This window comes from Bacillus sp. AC266 (assembly GCF_979253805.1).
The window spans coordinates 34761-48775 of sequence record NZ_CEEDEC010000009.1 but is presented as its reverse complement, the minus strand read 5'-3'; the positions used below and the strand labels follow the sequence as shown (position 1 = coordinate 48775).

The 14015-nt window shown below is 35.4% G+C and carries 15 protein-coding genes; 2 read left to right on the top strand and 13 right to left on the bottom strand.

Going from position 1 to position 14015, the window contains the following annotated elements:
- Positions 1 to 112: 112 nt before the first annotated feature.
- The 7 genes from AC0IXC_RS26185 to AC0IXC_RS26155 form a co-directional block, all read right to left on the bottom strand.
- Positions 113 to 334, bottom strand: coding sequence for a YneF family protein (locus AC0IXC_RS26185; RefSeq protein ID WP_001132292.1), 222 nt, complete (start codon positions 332 to 334; stop codon positions 113 to 115).
- A 78-nt stretch (positions 335 to 412) separates the two neighbouring features.
- Positions 413 to 853, bottom strand: a complete 441-nt coding sequence (gene sirA / locus AC0IXC_RS26180) for a sporulation inhibitor of replication protein SirA (RefSeq protein ID WP_002014415.1) — start codon at positions 851 to 853, stop codon at positions 413 to 415.
- Between the two features lie 156 nt (positions 854 to 1009).
- Positions 1010 to 3010, bottom strand: a complete 2001-nt coding sequence (gene tkt, locus AC0IXC_RS26175) for a transketolase (protein ID WP_471653560.1) — start codon at positions 3008 to 3010, stop codon at positions 1010 to 1012.
- Positions 3011 to 3311: 301 nt separating this feature from the next.
- Complete coding sequence (phnE, locus tag AC0IXC_RS26170) at positions 3312 to 4115, bottom strand: phosphonate ABC transporter, permease protein PhnE (RefSeq protein ID WP_002033481.1); 804 nt, start codon at positions 4113 to 4115, stop codon at positions 3312 to 3314.
- Positions 4115 to 4909 (bottom strand): phosphonate ABC transporter, permease protein PhnE, encoded by a 795-nt coding sequence (gene phnE / locus AC0IXC_RS26165; protein WP_471653559.1) that lies wholly within the window; start codon positions 4907 to 4909, stop codon positions 4115 to 4117. Before phnE (AC0IXC_RS26165) ends, phnE (AC0IXC_RS26170) begins: the two co-directional genes overlap by 1 nt.
- Positions 4906 to 5679, bottom strand: coding sequence for a phosphonate ABC transporter ATP-binding protein (gene phnC / locus AC0IXC_RS26160; protein ID WP_002033479.1), 774 nt, complete (start codon positions 5677 to 5679; stop codon positions 4906 to 4908). The genes phnE (AC0IXC_RS26165) and phnC overlap by 4 nt, the downstream gene beginning before the upstream one ends.
- Before the next feature lie 95 nt (positions 5680 to 5774).
- Positions 5775 to 6713: a phosphate/phosphite/phosphonate ABC transporter substrate-binding protein gene (locus tag AC0IXC_RS26155; RefSeq protein ID WP_002137777.1), complete on the bottom strand. Its 939-nt coding sequence runs from the start codon at positions 6711 to 6713 to the stop codon at positions 5775 to 5777.
- 185 nt (positions 6714 to 6898) lie between these two features.
- Here AC0IXC_RS26155 and AC0IXC_RS26150 point away from each other — a divergent pair, with 185 nt between their 5' ends.
- Entirely contained in the window at positions 6899 to 8482 is a 1584-nt protein-coding gene (locus AC0IXC_RS26150) for a bifunctional metallophosphatase/5'-nucleotidase (protein WP_002165251.1), read from the top strand.
- 40 nt (positions 8483 to 8522) lie between these two features.
- Here the strand turns inward: AC0IXC_RS26150 and AC0IXC_RS26145 are convergent, their stop codons facing one another.
- Together AC0IXC_RS26145 and AC0IXC_RS26140 are read right to left on the bottom strand one after the other, a co-directional pair.
- Entirely contained in the window at positions 8523 to 8762 is a 240-nt protein-coding gene (locus AC0IXC_RS26145) for a DUF896 domain-containing protein (RefSeq protein WP_002014431.1), read from the bottom strand.
- 45 nt (positions 8763 to 8807) lie between these two features.
- Positions 8808 to 9464 carry a YneB family resolvase-like protein gene (locus AC0IXC_RS26140; protein WP_002128580.1) on the bottom strand — a complete coding sequence of 219 codons (657 nt, stop codon included), beginning with the start codon at positions 9462 to 9464 and terminating at the stop codon, positions 8808 to 8810.
- Between the two features lie 141 nt (positions 9465 to 9605).
- Between AC0IXC_RS26140 and lexA the strand changes: the two genes are divergently transcribed.
- Positions 9606 to 10220: a transcriptional repressor LexA gene (lexA, locus tag AC0IXC_RS26135; protein ID WP_002087894.1), complete on the top strand. Its 615-nt coding sequence runs from the start codon at positions 9606 to 9608 to the stop codon at positions 10218 to 10220.
- Between the two features lie 103 nt (positions 10221 to 10323).
- On the opposite strand, the gene AC0IXC_RS26130 is transcribed toward lexA, so the two are convergent.
- From AC0IXC_RS26130 to AC0IXC_RS26115, 4 genes are all read right to left on the bottom strand, one after another.
- A complete protein-coding gene (locus tag AC0IXC_RS26130) occupies positions 10324 to 11127 on the bottom strand; it encodes a DUF4097 family beta strand repeat-containing protein (protein ID WP_002014437.1) in 804 nt (267 codons plus the stop codon).
- Positions 11128 to 11670 (bottom strand): DUF1700 domain-containing protein, encoded by a 543-nt coding sequence (locus AC0IXC_RS26125; protein WP_012261435.1) that lies wholly within the window; start codon positions 11668 to 11670, stop codon positions 11128 to 11130.
- On the bottom strand, positions 11663 to 11986 hold the full coding sequence (locus AC0IXC_RS26120) for a PadR family transcriptional regulator (protein ID WP_002185126.1): 324 nt from the start codon (positions 11984 to 11986) through the stop codon (positions 11663 to 11665). The genes AC0IXC_RS26125 and AC0IXC_RS26120 overlap by 8 nt, the downstream gene beginning before the upstream one ends.
- Positions 11987 to 12213: 227 nt before the next feature.
- Positions 12214 to 14013, bottom strand: a complete 1800-nt coding sequence (locus tag AC0IXC_RS26115) for an ABC transporter ATP-binding protein (RefSeq protein ID WP_098636291.1) — start codon at positions 14011 to 14013, stop codon at positions 12214 to 12216.
- Between the last annotated feature and the right edge of the window lie 2 nt (positions 14014 to 14015).

Below are 14015 nucleotides of genomic sequence, written 5' to 3'. Positions count from 1 at the left end.
CCCTTAAAATGAGCGATGTTTTCAGTGTAACAAAAATACAGAATATTTAAAAGTTTTAAATATGTTTTATAACCAAAAGAAAAGGGCACTCGGTAAGAGTGCCCTTTTGCGCTTATTTTGTTTGTTGCTTGTTCATCGCGCTCATCATTTGATTGATTTTCTTTTGGGAAGGTTTTTGTCCCATTTGCATCATCATCATTTTTAACATTTGTTCGTTAATTGGTGGATTTTTTTGTAAGTAATTCATCATGTATTTGCGGGCAATGAAAAATCCTAACGCCACGCCTGCTACTAGTGCTACTACGCCCACTAGAATACCTAACCACATTGGCATATCTTTTCCTCCTTCATGTTGTCTACCTTACAGTGTACTAAAACCTTTTCAATAAGACAAGATACTATTCGACATTTTTTACACATATGTTCGTACTTGTTTGAGAGGATTTAACCAACCGTACTTTTTATTTTCATAATCCATCGCTAAAAATGTTAACTCACACTTTCTAAGCACCTCAAAGAAAGTTGTTTCCATGGATACATTTCCAGAAGTATTTATTCGAATATATTGTGGTTTCACCATTATTTCTCCGTATTCGGCTCCTGTATAAAGCGTATGAGTATGATTTGTTCTTTCATATTTACCAAGAACACGCAAAGCTTGTTCTAATTTATGATGAATTTTCATTACTTGTAACGGCATCGTAATATACGTCATTTGTTTATATAATACTTTCTTCTCCGAAAGGAACCCAGATTCTGAAAATCGAGCAAATAAATCAAAAAACAAATATTCACGACCAAAGTAAGCTTTCGCAATATCCTCTTGAATTAAATACAATTCATACGTTTTCATTTTTCCCCTCCCGATCTGGACAACCTTTTCCCTACATTATATAAGAGAAGATTTGCAATGATTGTCTGACTACGGAGAGAGAAAAAACTTTTCCTGTCGAAAAAACTCAATTACATAGAAAAATCTCCCCATGCTGGAGAGATTTTTCTAAAATCATTAAAGCATTTCTTTTGCTTTACGAACAACGTTCTCTACAGTAAATCCATACTCTTCCATAATCTTCTCACCAGGAGCAGAAGCACCGAATGTGTCGATACCTAGTACATCTCCATCAAGGCCTACGTAACGGTGCCATCCGAATGTAGCACCCATTTCAATTGCGAAACGTTTCGTTACTGCTTTTGGTAGTACAGATTCTTTGTACTCAGCAGTTTGAGCTTCGAAGCGATCCATAGATGGCATGCTAACAACAGCTGCATCAACGCCGTCTGCTGCTAGAGCTTTTTGCGCTTCGATTGCTAAGCTTACTTCAGATCCAGTTGCAATTAAGATTACATCAGCAGTTTCTTTCTTGCTTGCAGAAACTACATATGCACCTTTTGCTACTTTTTCATAAGTATCGTCTTTTGCACCTTCTAATGTTGGAAGATCTTGACGAGTTAACACTAATGCAGTTGGTGTTTTTGTAGATTCTAGAGCTAGTCTCCAAGCTGCAACTGATTCGTTACCGTCTGCTGGACGAATAACAGATACATTTGGCATTGCACGAAGCGCTGCTAATTGCTCAACTGGTTCATGTGTTGGACCATCTTCACCAACAGCAATACTGTCATGTGTAAATACATACGTTACAGGCAATTGCATTAATGCTGCAAGACGAATTGCTGGACGTAAGTAGTCAGAGAATACGAAGAACGTACCACCGTAAGTTTTTAAACCGCCATGAAGTGCGATACCGTTCATTGCTGCACCCATTGCGAACTCACGTACACCGTACCAAATGTTTTTTCCGCTGTAATCAGCTCTTGTAAAGTCTTTTTCGTTATTCATGTATGTTTTGTTAGAACCAGCAAGGTCAGCAGATCCACCGAAGAATGATGGTACAGACTCTGCAATTGCATTAATTACAGCACCTGAAGAATTACGTGTTGCTGCTTTTGATCCTAATTCATAAGTTGGTAAGCTTTGTTCCCAACCTTCTGGAAGAAGACCGTTCATTGCTGCTTGCAGTTCGTTTGCTAATTCTGGATATGCTTGTGCATATTCACCGAGCATCGTGTTCCACGCAGCTTGCGTCGTTTCACCAACATCTTGTACTGTTTTACGGAAGTTGTCATATACTTCTTCTGCTACATGGAAGTCTTGTTCAGCAGTCCAAGCGTATGCTTCTTTCGTTAATTTTGTTTCGTCTACACCAAGTGGAGAACCATGTGAAGCTGATTTTCCTGATTTGTTTGGAGAACCGAAACCAATTGTCGTTCTTACTTCAATTAGCGTTGGGCGTTTTTCGTCAGCTTTCGCTTCTTCAATTGCTTTTGCGATTACTTCAATATCATTTCCATCCTCAACACGGATTACTTGCCATCCGTATGCTTTGTAACGATCTTCTACACTTTCAGAGAATGAACGATTTAAATCGCCATCTAATGAAATATCGTTTGAATCGTAAAGTACAACAAGACGACCTAATTGTAAATGAGCAGCTAATGAAGATGCTTCAGCAGAAACGCCTTCCATTAAATCTCCATCACCACAAATAGCGTATGTATGATGATCTACTACATTATACGCATCACGGTTGTATTTAGCCGCTAAATGTCTTTCAGCCATTGCCATACCTACAGCAGTTGCAATACCTTGTCCAAGTGGACCAGTTGTTGAGTCTACACCTGCTGTGTGACCATACTCAGGATGTCCTGGAGTTTTGCTTCCCCATTGACGGAAGTTCTTTAAATCATCCATTGTTAAGTCATAACCAGATAGATGAAGTAGACTGTATAGTAACATTGAGCCATGACCTGCAGATAATACGAAACGATCGCGGTTAAACCACGTTGGGTTATTTGGATTGTGTTTCATAAATTGAGTCCATAATGTATAAGCCATTGGTGCTGCACCCATTGGCATTCCTGGGTGACCAGAGTTTGCTTTTTCAATCGCATCAATGGATAATGTGCGAATCGTGTTGATAGAAAGTTGTTCGATTGAATGTGACATGCTATTCTTCCCTTCGCGTATGTTAGTAAACGTTTTATACATTTATATGATAGCTTCCCACGCAAGATTATACAACATGTATCGACAAATATGTTGATGTTTTTTTGATTTTTTATAAAAAACACAGTGATTTAGGGAATGTATGGGCATTCAATATGACATACTTTTTAATTGTTTTTATTTTAAAAATAAATATAATTATCTGTATATTTATACAAATATACTAATTTCTGATATATCTCCTTTTTGATAACCTTTAAAAATACAAAAAAGCATCTGAATTAGATGCTTTTAAAACAAATTAAATAATCCGCTTACGAATAGAACTTGAAATAAAATCAATTATAATTACCATTAAAATGATACCTAATAAAATAATTCCCACACGAGACCAATTACGTGAACTAAGTGCAAAAATTAATGGCGTACCAATACCACCTGCTCCAATAACACCTAAAATCGCAGCGGATCGTACATTAATTTCAAACCTGTATAACGTATACGATAGAAAATCCGGTAACACTTGTGGTAATACGGCATACCAAAGTATTTGAAACCGATTTGCACCCGTTGCTATTAACGCTTCCGTCGGTCCCTTATCTATATTTTCAATTCCTTCCGAATATAGTTTCCCTAACATTCCGATAGAGTGTAACCCTAAAGCTAGAACTCCGGCAAAAGAGCCTGGACCAACAGCTTTTATAAATAAAAGAGCCATAACTAATTCAGGAAATGTACGAACAAAACTAAGTACAAATTTCCCAGTTCCTGAAGTTAATTTTCCACTACTCATATTCGTTGCCGCCCAAAAAGCAAATGGAACAGATAAAAAAGCAGAAATAAATGTACCTAATATCGCAATTGCCAACGTATCAATTAAACCGTGTAATAAATCTTCACCATCTGGCAAAGATACATACGACCAATCTGGGTTCAATACGCCTGTCATAATTGCTTTTGTAATTTCTCCCGCCGTATTCTTTATTCCCTCTAACGGGACTCCTGAAAAGGCCCATACATATACAACTGTAAGTGCTATAAAAATAATCCAGCGATATATACTCGGTTTCTTCGGTTTTGGTACGATTATCGTCGTTTTACTCATTATAATTTCCCCCGCAACACTGTACTTATATAATCAATTAGCAATACAACAACAAGGGTATAAATAATAATAGAAGCAGTTTGTTGATATTGTAAAAATCCAAGTGTACGATCATAATATAATCCAATCCCACCTGCTCCTACTAAACCTAGAACAGCTGCTGCACGTACATTCACCTCAAATGTATAAAGTACATAGGAGACGAAGTGCGCTTTCACTTGCGGAATGACCCCATAAACTATCCATTGCACCTTATTCGCTCCTACAGCTGTCATCGCTTCTAATGGACCTGGATCAATTGATTCAATTGACTCATACAATAATTTCGCTACGAGTCCAACGGAGAAACAAGTAAGAGCCAAAATACCTGGAAGTGGTCCTATTCCAAAAATCGCTACAAAAATAGCCGCTAATAATAAATCTGGTATTGTTCGTATAAAATTTAAAATCAATCGAGCTGGACTGTACAAAAATACACTAGTAAATACATTACTTGCCGCAAATAGTGCAAGTGGAATGGCTAAAATCGCCCCTAAAGTCGTTCCAATAATCGCCATACGTAGTGTATCTAACATTGCTGTTGTAATAATTTGAAAATAACTCCAATCTGGTGGCACCATTTCCTTCAATAAATCCATCATATTTGGAAAACCAACTACTAGTTTTGAAAATGATGCGTCGACCTGTACACTACTACCCCACAACAGTAAAATAACTAAAATAACCGTTAACATATGTTTCAATTTACTCGGCGGCTTCGGTATCGATTTCGAATATATCGTCACTTCATTCATTTAGCTGCCACCTCTAATAATGCGCTTTTCTGAGCTACGTCCCCATAAATTTCAGCGAATTTTTCATCCGTTGCCTCTTCTACTAATCCATCAAAAACAATTTCACCAGCATGTAATCCAATAATACGAGTAGCATATTGCCTCGCTAAATCAATAGAATGTAAGTTTACAATTGTCGTAATTCCAAAATCTTCATTAATTTTCTTCAAATCATCCATTACTTGCTTTGTTGTCAGAGGATCTAACGAAGCAACAGGCTCATCTGCCAATATGATTTTCGCTTCTTGTGCCAATGCTCTAGCAATTGATACACGTTGCTGTTGTCCCCCTGATAATTCATCAGCTCGTGCATATGCTTTTTCTGAGATATTCACTCTATTCAGCGCCTGGAATGCAAGCTCCACGTCCTCTTTCGGAAACAGACCTAACGTTGTACGCAATGTAGAATGATATCCAACCCGCCCAGCTAATACATTCTTCAGTACCGTTGATCGCTTCACAAGGTTAAAGCTTTGAAAAATCATACCAATATCTCGGCGCATGCGTCGTAATCCTTTTCCTTTTGCAGCAGTAATAGACTCCCCTTCAATAATGATTTCTCCTTCTGTGATTTCATGAAGGCGATTTACCGATCTGAGAAGTGTTGATTTTCCAGCACCGGATAGCCCGACCATTACAACAAACTCACCTTTTTGAATTTTCAAGTTTATATTATTCAATCCTTTTGTACCATTCGGATACACTTTGGAAACATTTCGAAACTCTATCACACATCTTACCTACCTTCTATGTATTATCAATAACTGAAAAACGGCAAACTAACTGAAATCACACACTTTCCAGTTAGTCGCCATTTCCATATGTATTATTGCGTTTTCACTTTCTTTCCATATTCACGAACGATATCAAATTTACTATCATCAGATTTAACGTATCCTTCATGTGAGTATACTTCTTTAATGATTTTGTGCCCTTCCTCATTCTTTCCTATTTCAATGAAAGCATCCTGTAATTTCTTGCTCCACTCTGCATCTAAATCAGAACGTACAGAAATCGTATCGTTTGGAATTTTCTCCGTAAATTTTACTATTTTCGTTTGATCGAATATATTCGGATAATCTTTTTTTACAATATTGCGAGCATCTTGGAATACAACAGCTGCATCTACATCACCATTTAAAAGAGCAATAAGTGACTGATCATGACCTTTTAATGTAACAGGTTTCACATCCTTTAGCGGATCGATTCCCTCTTTTAACAATACAGCCGCAGGCCATACATAACCCGCTGATGATGTTACATCTTGATAGCCAATTTTTTTACCTTTTAAATCTTTTACACTATTAATATTAGAATCTTTCTTAACAACAAACTCTGATTTATAAACATCTACTAAATCCTTTGTCGGAGCTCCAGTTTCATCATCTACCCCAAAACGTTGCGCCTGTAAAATTACGTTTGCAGCCTTTTTCTCATGCGCTAACACATACGCTGTTGGAGGTAAAAAGCCTACATCTACTTGCTTAGATGCCATCGCTTCTACAATTGTATTGTAATTCGTTGAAATACTAACTTTTACCGGAATGTTTAATTTATCACTTAATAGCTTTTCCAATGGTTTTGCCTTCGCCTCTAACGTATCTGCATTTTGAGAAGGAACAAATTGAACATTTAGTGTCTTCGGTACATAACCTTTTTTCGTATCTTCATTTTTACTTGCACTTGATTCCTTCGTTCCACATCCACTTAATAATCCTGCTGCTAGTACAACTGTTGTACTCATTGCAAAAACTTTTTTCAACATGTTAGTGCCTCCATTTTTCGTTGTTATAAAATAACCTTCCATAAACATGAAGAAATATATCACATATTTTTACAAATAATTGCTTATTTACAGAATCTTTACACATTCTATACATTCACATTAAAATTCTTTTCATATATTTGATATGATTAATTGAAAGATAACTATAGAAAAGGTGAATGGTGTTGAATCAAAATCAAATTGTAACTTTAAATATTTTATTAACAAGCGATGTACATGGTACTGTGTATCCAATTCACTACCAAGATAACTCCAAAGCAGAAATTGGTTTAGCTAAAATTTCTACTCTCATAAAAAAAGAACGTTCTCAAAATGCAAACGTTCTTCTGATTGATAACGGGGACTTCATTCAAGGAACACCATTTACTTATCATTACGCTACATACGAAAAAGATATGGAAAACCCAATGTCCTTATTAGCCAACTACTTAGAGTATGACATTGCAATTATCGGAAATCATGAATTTAATTACGGAATGGATATATTAAATAATGCTGTGGCTACTGCAAATTCCCCTTATCTATCAGCAAACATTTTAGATAAAAACAGAAAAGAACCTTATTTCGGGAAACCATATATAATAAAACATATTGAATCAAATATAAAAATTGCTATTTTAGGGGTGACAACGCATTACATCCCCCATTGGGAACAAGCACATCATATTAAAGATTTACAATTTGAAGATGCATTTGAAACAACAAAAAAATGGGTTTCTTACATCCGTAAACATGAAAAACCAGATTTACTAGTCGTAGCCTATCACGGGGGATTTGAACGTGATTTACAAACCGGAGTACCGACTGAAGTTTTAACAGGTGAAAACCAAGGATATGCAATGTGCCATGAAATTGAAGGCATAGATATTTTACTAACAGGCCACCAGCACCGAGAAATCGCTCACACCGTGATTAATGGTGTAACAATTTTACAGACCGGATGCAATGGACACTCAGTTGGAAAAGTAACAGTAACATTCGAAAAAGCAGAACAAAAATGGGTGAAAAAAGAGAGTTATTCAGAGTTATTGCCCGTACAAGGAATTGCGGCAGACCAAGATGTTCTTTCCTTGGTTGCCAATTATGAAGAGAAAACACAAAATTGGCTTGATAAACCTATTGGAATAATTTATGGGGATATGCAAATTTCCGATGCTATGCAAACACGTTTGCAAGACCATCCTTTTATTGAATTCATAAATAAAATACAGATGGATATAGCTAATGTTTCAATTTCTTGTACAAGTTTGTTTCATAATACATCTCCAGGTTTCCCGAAACATGTAACAATGCGTGACATCGTTTCTAATTATATTTATCCAAATACATTAAAAGTAATTAGAATAACCGGAGCGGATATAAAAGATGCTCTCGAACTCTCTGCTTCTTATTTCACATTAAAAGCAGATGGAACCATCATCGTAAACCCTACCTATATAGAACCAAAACCACAACACTATAATTACGATATGTGGGAAGGGATTTCGTATGTATTAAACATTTCAAAACCAATTGGAGAGAGAGTAGAGTCTTTGCAGTATAAAGGCGCTCCTCTTAATATGAATGAAGAATATGACGTTGTTATGAATAATTATCGTGCAAGCGGTGGCGGGAACTTCTTTATGTTTCAAAATAAACCAGTAGTAAAAGACATACCAACAGATATGTCTGAACTTATCGCTAACTATATATTGAAGCATAAAAGGATAGAAGCAACAAAAAATGAAAACTGGAAAGTTATTAAATAACAATTTTAACAAATAAAAAAAGATGGGCTATGCCCATCTTTTAATTTAATTTTGCATTATCCTGCTTTTTTAAAGCTTTTAATTTCGCCGGTGTAACGTCCGTGCCTTCTTCGTTAACGACTTTAATTCCTTTTAATTCGTTTAACATATTTTGACGAAATCCTTTTAAATATTGTTCACGAAGCGATTGGCGCTCACGTTGTTCTTCTTCAGTTAAGCCTTCAGCTTTTGCTTTTTTCGCTAAGAAGTTAATGCGTTCAATGAGTTCTTGACTTGGCATCTCGAATCCCCCTTCTACTCAAAACTGATTATTATCATACAATAGTTAGTCCTCTTTATCAAGCAATTGCTTTGTATATTCTACATACCTTCGATGTACAGTTGCTTTTGAAACATCATGACCAAAACCACGAAGTGTTGCTGCAATTTCTTCAAAAGTTAATTCATTCCGGCGCAAACGTACAATTTCCTCAATTGGCACTTCTTTTTTCTCACGTCCTACGCTTAAATGACGATTTTTCAAATTATTTTCTGGACGAAATCCTTTCTCCACTGCTCTTTGCATGCCACGTTTAATTTTTAAATTGTGGATCTTTCTTTGATACTCTTCAACGATCCCAATTATATTTAGCACCATCGAATCAGAATCTGAAAGCTGTAATTCACCACTATGCGTGTGCGTATAAACTTTTATCCCCTCTTTATGTAAACAATGCATTAATGCAATCTTTGCATTTCCTCTACCAAGACGCGTTTCATCTTGTATAAGTAGTACATCAACTTGTTCATCTCGAATTGTATCTAGCACTTCTAATATGCCATCACGTTCAATTGTATAACCGCTAGCCTGCTCCTCAATTACCTTTGTAACATCCATTTGATAGCGCTCAGCTAAATGCAATAATTCATCTTTTTGACGCAATAATGATGTTTCCTGTTCTTCTTTTGTTGTGCTCACACGTGCATAAATAATTGCATTCATTTTGAACCCTTCTTTCTCACTATATTTTCCTTATAGTGTATCATAAATTTGCCTTTCGTTCGAACTTATGTTTGTAGAATGTTTTTTCGCATGTTATACTTAATAATAAGAAAAATGAAAGAAAACGAGGTGTTAGAAAACATGGAAAAGTTAACGAAACGCCAGCAAGACATTCTCGACTTTATTAAGCTAAAAGTACAAGAAAAAGGATATCCACCTTCCGTACGTGAAATCGGTCAAGCAGTCGGCCTTGCTTCTAGTTCTACAGTGCACGGACATTTATCACGACTAGAAGAAAAGGGATATATTCGACGCGATCCAACAAAACCACGCGCAATTGAAATTTTAGGTGACAACCGAACGGAAACACAATCTGTTATTCAAGTTCCAATCATCGGAAAAGTTACTGCCGGTTTACCGATTACAGCAGTCGAAAGTGTAGAAGATCACTTCCCACTTCCAGCTAGTATCGTTGCTGGAGCAGATCAAGTGTTTATGTTACGCATTTCTGGAGATAGCATGATTGAAGCCGGTATCTTTGATGGTGATTTAGTTGTTGTTCGCCAACAACAGTCTGCATACAACGGTGAAATTGTAGTTGCTTTAACAGAAGATAACGAAGCAACTGTTAAACGTTTCTATAAAGAAAAAGATCATTTCCGTCTGCAACCGGAAAACTCTTCACTAGAACCTATTATTTTAAAACAAGTGTCAGTTATTGGAAAAGTAATTGGCGTATATCGTGATTTACATTAAAAATAATAAAAAGAAGATAATTCCCTTATTTATATAGGTAATTATCTTCTTTTTATATTTTGATAGATTTCCGTTCATTCAAAAGAATGCGTTTCATTAATTATTAACGCGTTTCAATAGTAACATCTCCAGCAGCGGTTTTACCGCTAATCTTTTTACTACCATTACCAATCGTTATATTTTTATTGTCTTCATTAAAAATTGTCACGTCTCCAGCAGCAGTTTGCCCAGTTATAACTGCATCTTGTGGTTTTTCCAATAAAGTAATATCTACATCTCCAGCAGTTGAACTTACCTCTAAATCATATTTAGAATCATGATCAATAATATCTATATCCCCACTAGCCGTTTTTGCTGTTACTTTCCCTATTACTTTTTTAAAATTCACCTCACCAGCTTTTGTAGACCCCTCCACACTCTTTGCTGTTACATGTTTCAAATCCACTTCTCCGGCGAGTGTTTCAACACTTACGCGGTCACTTTTCACATTACTTATTTCTATTTGTCCAGCGGATGAATTTACTTTTATCTCTTGATAAGAACGTTCAGGTACTAATATAGTCAATGTAGGCGTTTGAAATCCGAAATTGTAAAATGAAAAATCAAATGAAACACCTTTTTCTATTTCCCCTATGATTTTTAATGTATCACCATCTTCAGCAATACGAATCTCCTGTTTACTTACGTCTCCTTTTTGCTTTACATAAAAAGAGGAATCAGGAGATTTTTGGACAACAATATCTCCAGCATCTAACTTAACTTCTACATTTTTTAGCGTTTCGTTTTTAATTACGTCCTCTTTATCTCCTTTTTCTGCAGTTTGTACTGCTTTTTCATATGTTTGTGAAATCCCTATTACTCCAATAATGATACAAGCGATAGCTACTAATAATATCTTTTTCATCATCTACTCCCCTTTTATCATTTTGAAGTTCCAGACTACATAGCGTACACATAATCTTTTAAACCACTTCGTACTATAATAAGCTACAATACATAACAACAAACCTACTCCGACAAACGTTATACTAACGAAAAGATCCAACCATATAAAAGTGCCCATAAATACTTTTACAATAACGAAAAATGGTGTCACTACACTAGCAATACCACCGACCCAAAAAGAAAATATAAAAGCTATAATTGCAACTAACGGGCCTAGCACGATAATAAAATTAAACAAACTAAGTCCAACCGCTGCCATGACAGCTCTTGTCACATTTGAAGTCGACGGATCTTTTTTCATTTCATCAAATCGATACATCGCAAGTAAGTCTTTCGCAATTACTTTCGGAGAGCCAAGACCCTTTATTATTTCTGATTCAGTTTTCCCTTCTTCTACCCCAAACTGAAAGTGCTCTTCATAATCGAATAAAATATCTTGTCTCTCTTCTTCTGGTAACTTTCTAAGATGACTTGATAATTCTTTAAGAAACTGCTCTTTACTCATCCCATTCCACCCCTTCAATAATTTCTTGAACACCTTTAGCAAAATCACGCCACTCTGTTACTAATAACGTAAGTTGCATCTCCCCTTGCTCTGTTAGTTGATAATATTTACGGGGCGGTCCTTCCGTCGATTCTTTTAAATACGTTTGAAAATATCCCTCTTTCGTTAAACGACGTAATAACGGATATACAGAACCTTCCGATATTAAAAATTTATTAGAGATTTGCTGTACAAGTTCATAACCGTAACTATCTTTACGTTTCACTAGTGCCAAAACACATAGTTCTAACACACCTTTTTTAAACTGAACGTTCAAGGACAATCCCCCTTTCTCATTTTAGTACTGTTCAATAAACGGTAGCTATTTTATCCATAATATACCACTTAGTATTATTTATTGCAAGGTACTGAATTATATTTATTCCCTAAATTTAGAAAACACAAATATAAAAGCCCGAATAAGACCTTTTGTAACTGACCATTATCCGGGCTATCATTCAACTAGAATTACAATAATACAAGATTTCATTCAATCTTTCTCCTCTATGAACCCACTTCCATTTGCGACCCTAATAAATTTCGAAATACACCTTTTCTCTCTTTAGCCAATTGATTAAATTCACCTTTTTGAACAATTTCACCTTTTCCTAAAACAATAACTTGATCTGCATTCCGAATCGTAGATAACCGATGCGCAATAACAACAATAGTCATCGTTCCTTTCAACCTTTCTATTGCTGATTGAATTTTTACTTCATTTTCAGTATCTAATGCACTCGTAGCTTCATCTAATACTAAAATGGATGGTTGTCTTAAAATAGCTCGAGCTAGTACAAGTCGTTGACGTTCACCGCCTGAAAGTCTCACTCCACGATCTCCAATGAGAGTATCAAGCCCTTTTGGAAGCATTCGTACAAATTCAGCTGCCGCCGCAAAATCTAATGCAGTCCAAATTTGTTCTTCACTCGCATTCGGCTCAATCATCAATAAATTTTCTCTTATGCTTGCATTAAATAAAAAAGGATCTTGTGGCACATAACTAATAGCCCGTCTCAATGACAATAAATTTTCACTTGTAAGAGGAGTTCCATCTATTAATACTTGACCTTTCTCTGGCTGAATCAATCCCATTAAAACATCGATTAATGTGCTCTTCCCAGCTCCCGAATGTCCCACAATAGCCGTCATACTATTGATTGGTATTTTCACATTAATATTTTGAAGTGCATACAAATGCTCCTTCTTATTATATCGAAAATAAATACCCTTACATTCAATACCCTGCTCTATACAAATCGGCTTTATATGTTTTTGCTGATGTATATCCTGCATTTCAACTGCTTCATTACACTCTTCTTGTAATTCCCATAAAGATTTAAAAGCAGGAATACTTGCAGCAAGCTGTTCTAAATTTGACTGAATTGTCATAAATCGTGGCCATAGTCTCGAAAAGATGAGTATGATTAATAGTAATTGGGTAGGTTGAGCTTTAAATATACTTACTGATAATAATATAAAAAATGCAATTAAAATAGCCATTGAAACTTTATAAAACAATTGAGAGTTCGACCTTATTCTCATATACTCCATTTGTTCATTACTCATCTTTTCTGTTATAGATTGTAACCAATCTATACGTGATGCTTCCAAAGTATTACTCTTTATATCTTTAATTCCATTAAAATGATCTGTTATACCAGAAAGATAGTCTTGTGCTAATTTCGAGGTCTTACCGCCTAGTATTCGTGCTTTTTTTATAAAAGCACGAGAAGCTACTAAGAATAATAAGCCAAAGACCAAAACAAATATAGTTATTTGGGGAGATAATAAAAACGCAAGCCCCACCTGTATGAATGTAAACAGAATAACAGCTAACAATTGTAAAATTAAATTAACCCCATAACTTACGCGAGCTAATTCTGTAGTTAATATATTTATTAGATTTGTTTTCCTTTTCTCTAAAAAAAAACTCCACTTCGCTTTTAGAATCATATTATATGTTTCTATTCTTAATTCTCGTACAAAAGCTTGTTGCGTTCTCGCATCCCTTAGCGTTATGTTTCGTTGTAATAGATTTTGCCCTAACACTATTAGTATATATATACCTAAAATAGAAATTAGACTTGTTGTTTTAGGGAAATCCTGCAAAAATCTATAAACAGGTGCAATAAAAGCAGTCTCCTCGCCTATATTAATTATTCCAGCCATACTTATCATAGGAATTAATAAAATAATACCTATCCCTTCAAGTAAACTTATTAAAACCATACCAAACAAATTCACATACAGAATTTTCCCTGCAGAAGAATATAATTTCTTCATAAAATATATAATATGATTCATCG

Bases quoted from the DNA above. Each gene is read 5' to 3' on its own strand.
- AC0IXC_RS26185 (WP_001132292.1), bottom strand. From the start codon at position 334: ATGCCAATGTGGTTAGGTATTCTAGTGGGCGTAGTAGCACTAGTAGCA.
- sirA (WP_002014415.1), bottom strand. From the start codon at position 853: ATGAAAACGTATGAATTGTATTTAATTCAAGAGGATATTGCGAAAGCT.
- tkt (WP_471653560.1), bottom strand. From the start codon at position 3,010: ATGTCACATTCAATCGAACAACTTTCTATCAACACGATTCGCACATTA.
- phnE (WP_002033481.1), bottom strand. From the start codon at position 4,115: ATGAGTAAAACGACGATAATCGTACCAAAACCGAAGAAACCGAGTATA.
- phnE (WP_471653559.1), bottom strand. From the start codon at position 4,909: ATGAATGAAGTGACGATATATTCGAAATCGATACCGAAGCCGCCGAGT.
- AC0IXC_RS26155 (WP_002137777.1), bottom strand. From the start codon at position 6,713: ATGTTGAAAAAAGTTTTTGCAATGAGTACAACAGTTGTACTAGCAGCA.
- AC0IXC_RS26145 (WP_002014431.1), bottom strand. From the start codon at position 8,762: ATGCCAAGTCAAGAACTCATTGAACGCATTAACTTCTTAGCGAAAAAA.
- AC0IXC_RS26140 (WP_002128580.1), bottom strand. From the start codon at position 9,464: ATGAATGCAATTATTTATGCACGTGTGAGCACAACAAAAGAAGAACAG.
- lexA (WP_002087894.1), top strand. From the start codon at position 9,606: ATGGAAAAGTTAACGAAACGCCAGCAAGACATTCTCGACTTTATTAAG.
- AC0IXC_RS26130 (WP_002014437.1), bottom strand. From the start codon at position 11,127: ATGATGAAAAAGATATTATTAGTAGCTATCGCTTGTATCATTATTGGA.
- AC0IXC_RS26125 (WP_012261435.1), bottom strand. From the start codon at position 11,670: ATGAGTAAAGAGCAGTTTCTTAAAGAATTATCAAGTCATCTTAGAAAG.
- AC0IXC_RS26115 (WP_098636291.1), bottom strand. From the start codon at position 14,013: ATGAATCATATTATATATTTTATGAAGAAATTATATTCTTCTGCAGGG.